Annotated in this window: 6 protein-coding genes; 2 read left to right on the forward strand and 4 right to left on the reverse strand. The window is 62.5% G+C overall.

Annotated elements, in window-relative coordinates; all coding sequences use genetic code 11:
- Position 1 precedes the first annotated feature (1 nt).
- Complete coding sequence (locus tag ACEW8G_RS02940; RefSeq protein WP_373486952.1) at positions 2–907, forward strand: NAD-dependent epimerase/dehydratase family protein; 906 nt, start codon at positions 2–4, stop codon at positions 905–907.
- 14 nt (positions 908–921) lie between these two features.
- Here ACEW8G_RS02940 and ACEW8G_RS02945 read toward each other — a convergent pair whose 3' ends face one another.
- Complete coding sequence (locus tag ACEW8G_RS02945) at positions 922–2,214, reverse strand: glycoside hydrolase family 130 protein (RefSeq protein ID WP_373486953.1); 1,293 nt, start codon at positions 2,212–2,214, stop codon at positions 922–924.
- A gap of 8 nt (positions 2,215–2,222) precedes the next feature.
- Positions 2,223–4,532 carry a glycosyltransferase family 4 protein gene (locus ACEW8G_RS02950; RefSeq protein ID WP_373486954.1) on the reverse strand — a complete coding sequence of 770 codons (2,310 nt, stop codon included), beginning with the start codon at positions 4,530–4,532 and terminating at the stop codon, positions 2,223–2,225.
- Positions 4,533–4,800: 268 nt separating this feature from the next.
- Between ACEW8G_RS02950 and ACEW8G_RS02955 the strand changes: the two genes are divergently transcribed.
- Positions 4,801–5,271: a DUF2269 family protein gene (locus tag ACEW8G_RS02955; protein WP_373486955.1), complete on the forward strand. Its 471-nt coding sequence runs from the start codon at positions 4,801–4,803 to the stop codon at positions 5,269–5,271.
- Here ACEW8G_RS02955 and ACEW8G_RS02960 read toward each other — a convergent pair.
- Positions 5,244–5,855, reverse strand: coding sequence for a DUF1989 domain-containing protein (locus tag ACEW8G_RS02960; RefSeq protein WP_373486956.1), 612 nt, complete (start codon positions 5,853–5,855; stop codon positions 5,244–5,246). The genes ACEW8G_RS02955 and ACEW8G_RS02960 overlap by 28 nt on opposite strands.
- Positions 5,845–6,537: a guanitoxin biosynthesis heme-dependent pre-guanitoxin N-hydroxylase GntA gene (gene gntA / locus ACEW8G_RS02965; protein WP_373486957.1), complete on the reverse strand. Its 693-nt coding sequence runs from the start codon at positions 6,535–6,537 to the stop codon at positions 5,845–5,847. Before gntA ends, ACEW8G_RS02960 begins: the two co-directional genes overlap by 11 nt.
- Positions 6,538–6,728: the final 191 nt, after the last annotated feature.

The raw sequence follows: 6,728 nt of genomic DNA on the forward strand, positions 1-6,728 counted from the left end.
CATGATCGCGCTCACCGGCGGCACCGGCTTTGTCGGCAGCGCTTCAATTGACGCGGCGCTTGACGCGGGGCATCAGGTGCGCGCGCTGACCCGCCGCCCGCAAAAGCCGCGCGAGGGCGTCACCTGGATCGAAGGCGCGCTCGATCAGCCCGACAGCCTTGCTGCGCTGTGCACCGGCGCCGACAGCGTGCTGCACATTGCAGGCGTGGTCAATGCGGCGGACAAGGCCGGGTTTGTTGCCGGCAACATCACCGGAACCGAGGCGATGATCGCCGCCGCGCGTGCCGCCGTGGTGCCGCGCTTCATCCATATCTCGTCGCTCGCCGCGCGCGAGCCGGGGCTGTCCAACTATGGCTGGTCCAAGGCCGAGGCGGAGGCGCGGGTCACTGCGTCGGGGCTCGATTGGATCATGGTGCGCCCACCTGCTGTTTATGGCCCCGGCGATACCGAGATGCTTGACCTGTTCCGCATGGCGGCACGCGGGCTGGTGTTGTTACCTCCGCGCGGACGGATATCGGTGGTGCATGTTGCCGATCTGGCGCGACTGCTGGTCACGCTGGCGGCAGGCGGCGGCGAGCCGGCGGCGATATACGAGATCGACGATGGCGAGCCGCAGGGGTGGAGCCACGCCGAATTTGCCCACGCGCTGGGCGATGCGGTGGGCAAAAAAGTGCGGGCGCTGCACGCGCCGAGGTTGGCGCTTCACATGGCGGCGGCGGGCGACCGATTGGTGCGCGGGAAACGCGCGAAGCTGACCCCGGATCGCGCGCGCTATATGGCGCACAGCGACTGGACCGCAGCGCCCGACAAACGGCCCCCGACTCAGCTATGGCAACCGCAGATCCCAACACGGCAGGGTCTCGCTGACACCGCGCTTTGGTATCGCGCCAAGGGATGGCTGAAGTGAAACAAGTTTAAGCCCTACGCGGCCAAATTCATCGCCGCCAGAATTTCGCTGATCGCCACGAACGCGAAGCATACCGAACTGTCGGCCACACCGTAAGGCAGGAAGATGTCGTCGCCCACGCGGATCGCGCCGCAGGTGTAGACGACATTGGGCACATAGCCCTCGCGGTCCTCATCGGCGGCGGACAGGATGGGATCGGTGGTCCGGCCAATCACTTTGGAGGGATCAATCTTGTCGAGTAACACCGCGCCGATGGCATATTTGCGCATCGCGCCGACACCATGGGTGAGCAACAGCCAGCCTTCATCAAGCTCGATCGGCGCGCCGCAATTGCCGATCTGGACGAACTCCCACGGGTAGCGCGGCTCAAGCAACAGCGTGCCGCCTTCCCAATGATCAATCGTGTCAGATCGCAGCAGATAGAGGTTCTTACCGTCCTGCCGCCCGATCATGCAGAACTGCCCATCGATCTTGCGCGGGAACAGGGCCATGCCCTTGTTGCGGCCCGCGCCGCCTTTGATCGGGGTCAGCGTAAAATCCTTGAAATCGCGCGTGCGCAGCAGCTCTGAACGGATGTCACGCCCGCTATAGGCGGTGTAGGTGCCAATCCATTCGCTCTTGCCGCTGTCGCGCTGGAATTCGACCAGCCGCAAGTCTTCCAGGCCATTGCGCTGCGCCTCGGTGATCGGAAAGATCACCGTCCCCGACAGGCTGCTGTCGCGCTGTCGGTAGAGCGAGACCACATCCTCGGGCTTGTCATCGCGGTGTGGCCCTTCCATCGCGGTGGTTGCAAAGGCGGGCTGGGAAAGCAGGGTGAGCTCGCGGTCCTGGGTGATGATCCCCTCACGAAACGCAATGGTTGAGATATGCCCCTCACCCACCGCGCGCAGCGACAAGATGATGCGCACGCTGCCATCAGGCATGCCGCTCTGGTCAGGGTGGCGCACCACGCTGGGGTTCATCAGCGCCGCAGCAGCATAGCTGTATTCGTGGCAGAAATAGGCCCCGATCAACAGCTGCAATTCGCGCTTCAATGGCTTGCTGCACAGCCCCAGCCGGGGCTCAACCTCATCGAAGCGATCCTGAAAGACACGCTCAATCTGCCAGTGCCGCCCGCCAAAATCGCCGAGCACAAAGCCAAGCTCTGCGCGCACATTGCGCGGGTTGAGCGCGACGATATCGCGCGCGAGCCGCTGCACCCGCTCAAGATCGGGTCCCGACGCCTGCCAGGCGAGATGGAAGGGCCGCACCACCACGCGTGTGGGGTCGGCTCGCAGCCGCAAGGGATGCTGGATGATGTTCGCCACGACTGGCCTTAAGCCGCAACCACACGGGTATGCAATGATTCAATAGCCTCGACCCGGGCGATGAAAGCGCGGATGGCATAGGTCGCGTGCTGATAGGCAAGCACCGATTCCGCGCCTTCGTTGAGGTTCGCGCCGCGCGGGTTGATGCCGTCTCGGCTGGTGCCGGTGACCGGGTCTGCGACAACTGTGCCGCGATCATTGCGCCCGCCGAACCAGTCGAACGCGCGCTGCGCGTGGGTCAGCCAGACACGATCACCCATTGCGTCATAGGCGGCAGCGGCGGCATCGATGGCGGCCCAGATTTCCACCGGCTGCTGGTCGAACGGTCGCGGCAGTTCATACACGCGCCCAAAGCTGTCTGATCCTACGGGCCGGAAATGCCCGCCCGGGGCGATCTGGATGTCGTTGATCCAGCGCAGTGTCGCCAGCCCGCAGGCGGAGATGTCGCTGCGTTCCAGCCGCATCCCGGCGCGCAGCATCGCCTCGCACAGGCGTGCATTGTCATAGGCAACAACTGGCTCGAACCAATTCCAGCCCGGGCGTGCGGCGGCGCTGTGCAATGCCAGCAGGCGCTCTGCACCGTCGCGCACAATCTGCTCAGACAATGCATCTGGCCTGCCTGTTGCCAGCAGATAATCTGCCCCCAGCATCGCAAAGGCCGTCGCGCGTGGCGAACCGAAACCGAGCGCCGATGGCGCGGTGCGCAGGAACAGCTCGCGCGCCCACTGACGCAATCCGGCGCTGCGCGCATCGCGCGCCGTCATGCCCAGCGCCCAGAGTGTGCGCCCGCAGCTGTCTTCAGACCCTGCGTCCTCGAGCCAGTTGCGGCCAAAGCCCATGAAATTGCGGAACTCGCCGGTGTCGTCATTCCAGGCGTGCTGGACAAACGACGCGAAGGTCGCGGTCAGCTGCCCGCACTGGCGCAGCGCATTATCATCAAGACGGTGCATCAGCATCAGCGCGCGGGCATTGTCATCGACACAATAGCCATGCGCGCGGTCGGGAATGGAATGGATGCTGTGCTGCAAGATGCCAGTGTTGTCGCAGATGCGCAGCAGACCCTGGATGCCAATCGGGCCGGTCACCGATGCCAGCGCCGCCGGCCTGATACGCACTGCGCTGATCAGGTTGAGACTATGGCGCGCAAACACCGGCCAGACCATCTGCCTTCCCTGGCTGTAAGCGCGTTGCTGCAAGGTGTGCAGGCGCGTGGGATCACCAAGCAGATTGGCGATTTCTGTAGCGATGGCCGTGCTGTCGTGGAAGGGCACCAACACGCCGTGGTCATCGGCCAGCAGCTCAACTGCGTGCACGAAGGGCGTCGATACCACGGCCTTGCCCAGCGCCATCGCATAAGACAAGGTGCCCGATGTCGATTGCTGCGCGCCGGTATAGGGCGTCACATAGATATCGACTGCTTCGATCAGGTCGAGCAGATCATCGGTTGCCATAAACGCATCGATCCAGCGGATATGGTCGGCAACGCCCAATGACATGGCGAGCGCCTTCAACCGGTCACGATAGGCCTCGCCTTCGCGCGCCAGCAGGTTGGGGTGGGTCGCCCCGGCGATGCAATAGAGCACATCGGGATTGGCCACGACAATTGCGGGCAAGGCTTCGATGACGGTCTCGATGCCCTTGCCCCCGGACAGCAGCCCGAAGGTGAGGATGACGCGCTTGCCATCGAAACCGAACTGCGGCTTGAACATATGTGCCCGCCCGAACGGACGGTCAGGTACACCATGCGCGATCAGCGCGATCTGGTCTTCATCGACGGCGTAGACCATCTGCAGCAGGTTGCGCGACAGCTCGGACATTACGACCAATTTGCTTGCACGCGCGATCAGCCGCTCCATCACCCTGCGCTGGTCAGCATCGGGTTCGGCCAGCACAGTGTGCAGCGTGATGATCAGCGGCGCGGCGATGCGGTCCACCAGCTCTAGCACCATGTCGCCGCCGAAGCCGCCGAACAGGCCAAATTCATGCTGCAGCCAGACGACATCTGCGCAACTCGCCTCGATCTGGGCTGCGGCATCGATGAAGCTCTGTGCATCGCCTTCGACGATCGTGGTGCACACCGCAGGATCGAATGCTGTGGGCGTAGACGCAGGTGCCATTGCATAAACATCGATGGCCAACGACGGGTCAGCCGCAATGAGCGATGCATAAACGTCAGTCGTGAAGGTCGCGATGCCGCAGCGGCGCGGAGCAAAGCCCCCGATAAGCGCCAGCCGCCCGGCTGTTGCCATAGCTGACCCAAACGAAGACAGCGATTCGAGGCCTTCGTCGAACCGGCGGCGGTCAGATGTTTCGTACACGGGCGATACCTCTTTCAAAAATAGAGCAACACAGGCCCCGCCCAACCAGCAGTTCAGTCATTGTGTCGCCGATAGCGAACCTCAGTCTGGCATTGCCAATATTACAGATCGGCGGCAGATTGGTTCCGCGCGGGTGCGTTGCTCGACATGCTGCCTCTGCACCCTCGGACGGGTCCTAACAAACGCTTTCGCTTGCATCCTTGATCGAGGTTAAGCAGGAGGGCCCGGCGGCGTCGTGTTGAGCGACACGCGCAAAATAGGCTCAATCATGACCGCGTTTGATGTTCTGAAATTTCTTCACATCCTGGGGATCATCCTGCTGCTGGGCAACATCACCGTGACTGCGGTGTGGAAGGTGTTCGCCGACCGCACCAAAAATGGCACGATTGTGGCGTTTGGCCAGAAGATGGTGACCGGCACCGACTGGGGGCTCACTGTACCCGGCATCGTGCTGACAATGGTCGGCGGCTATGGCGCGATGTATGAGGCGCGCTATGATTTTCCGGGGCCGGGCTGGCTGGTGTGGAGCCAGGTTTGCTTTGTCGTTGCCGGGCTGGTCTGGTTGGGCGTGCTGATCCCGATCCAGATGCGTCAGGCGCGGATGGCGCGTGCATTTACCGACCAGACCGGCGTGTCTGCCGACTATCGCGCGCTGTCGCGGCGCTGGCTGGTCTGGGGGCTGATCGCAACGGTGCCGCTGGTGTCCGCGCTTTACTTTATGATCGCCAAGCCCGGATAAGGGGCTTCGATCTGGTAGTGGATCGGCTTGAATGACCCATTGTTCGATTGCAGCGCCGAACAGGCCGTCAGCCCGATGACCAGATCGTCCATCGCGAGAAAGGTGATCACATCGCCCGCCCTGCTGAGCGGTGCCAGAACCTTGAGTTCACCGGTCTCGCCATTGACCGGCACGTTCATGAAGCAGTTGAATGCCACCGGGATCATGTCGGGTGTCACGCCATAAGGTGCGAGCGCAGCGGCAAGATTGCCGAAACAACCCTGATGCGGTTCGGTATCGCCGTAAATGATGCGAAAGGTATCGCGCGAACACGGGGTGAGCAGAAAATCGTGCCGCCCGACATCATCGGCGACAATTTCAAGCATCACATTGCTGCGGTTGGAATAGAGCTTGTCGCCGGTGGTCAAATAAATGCGACTGGTGTAATCGAGCGTGCGCCCCGATGAGAGCACCTCGCCGATGTCATCGCGGCGAAAGGCGAGCAGATCGGCAACCTGCTCGCCCAGCGGATCGATCACCGTCAGCCGCTCGCCCTGTTTGAGCTCAAAGGCCGTGCCGGTGCGCGGTGCGATTTCAACCGGCATTTTTTCTCTCGCGCGGCTGAAATGGGCAGCCCCAGTCGTTGGCAACTTCGCGCCCACTGTACTGCCGCGCTTCGGATGTCGATCCATGGCGCGCCAGCATCGGGTTTTCGCTGCCTGCCAACATAAGATCGCGTGCGAGTATGGCACCGCGCAGCTTTTCATAACGACCAGCGTTGCGCAGTTGCTCGAACTGATCATGCAGATTGAACACCAACGCCGGGCGCTCAAAGCGGCGTGCCGGGCGGCTGGCGCGCGGGTGCAGGCCGACGACGAAAAACGCCTCTCCGCCAAAGCTCAACGAGAAATGCGGATCGTCCGGATCCGGACTCACGCGGCTGTCGAGCGGCTGGCCCAGCCATTCGTCCTTGTCGCTGAGCGACTGGATGCGCTGCCACATCGCGGTTTCAAATTCGGCTTCGCTGAGCTCCGCATCTTGCTCGAACAGCACGGCCAGCGACTGGAACGGCACCGGATCCTCCGCATAATCACGGGCCAATGCCATCAGTACGGGGTGGATGCGCAGGTCGTCCCAGGCTGAACGCAGGTCGCGGCAGACCACGGCGCGCAGCTGTCCGCGACCCAGCGCCGACTTGGCACCAACGCACGGAAAATCGGCGCGTTCGATAAATTCAAAGAAGCGTTTCGCGAGCGGTTCATCGCGGTCATCGGAAGGTTTTATCATGCCCACTAGACGCAAAATGCGCGCTTTGGTTGCCGGAAATTTGACTGCGCACCGACCCCTCCCCGTGGTTTTACGGTGTGGCTCCCTACCCAGCGTTAACAGGCTGCGTCCCATTGGGTGAACACTGCGATTTCGTGCTGAGGAGGGCGCCCGCTATGCTGATCAAGAGCCTTCGTGATTATTTGGTGCAT

It is taken from the genome of Blastomonas sp., assembly GCF_041747255.1.
Taxonomy (GTDB): domain Bacteria; phylum Pseudomonadota; class Alphaproteobacteria; order Sphingomonadales; family Sphingomonadaceae; genus Blastomonas.